The sequence below is a fragment of the Nonomuraea lactucae genome (assembly GCF_003313395.1).
GTDB classification, from domain to species: domain Bacteria; phylum Actinomycetota; class Actinomycetes; order Streptosporangiales; family Streptosporangiaceae; genus Nonomuraea; species Nonomuraea lactucae.
The window spans coordinates 1-620 of record NZ_QNFZ01000327.1 but is presented as its reverse complement, the minus strand read 5'-3'; the positions used below and the strand labels follow the sequence as shown (position 1 = coordinate 620).

The 620-nt window shown below is 76.5% G+C and carries 1 protein-coding gene; it reads right to left on the bottom strand.

Translation table 11 applies throughout. From position 1 onward, the window contains the following. Positions 1–620: oligopeptide/dipeptide ABC transporter ATP-binding protein (locus DQW85_RS21750; protein WP_113702116.1), on the bottom strand; the 620-nt coding region annotated here is incomplete at both ends.

Genomic DNA, 620 nt, shown 5'->3' with positions numbered 1-620 from the left:
CCCCACCAGCCGCAGCAGCTCGCCGACCCGCCGCTCGACGTCGGGCCGGCCGTGGGCGCGCAGGGGTTCGGCGACGAGGTCACCGACCGGCATGCGCGGGTCGAGCGCCGCCGCCGGGTCCTGGAAGACGATCTGCACGCCGGCCCGCAGCGCGCGCCGCCGGATCCGGTCGAGCCCCGCCGTGTCGTGCCCGAGCACCGTGATCCGCCCCGCCTGGGGCGGGGCGAGTTCCATGATCTGCTGCAGCGTGGTCGTCTTGCCGCATCCGGACTCGCCGACCAGCCCGAGCGTCTCGCCCCTTCGCACGTCGAAACTGACGCCGTCGACCGCCCGCACCATGCCCACGGCGCGCTTGAACACCGCGCCCTTCGTCAGGGGGAAGTGCTTGACCAGCCCGTCCACCGCGAGCACGACCGGCGCGTCGCCGCGTGGGCGACGGGTCCTGGGGCTGCCGCGCTCGAACACGGCCTCCTCTCCCGTGAGCAGGCAGGCCGCGGCGTGAGCGGCCCCGACCTGGACCAGCGCGGGCTCGATCGTCGTGCACTTCGGCGCGGCCAGCGGGCAGCGAGGCGCGAAGGGGCAGCCTGGCGGGAGGGCGGCCGGGCTCGGCGGGGCGCCCT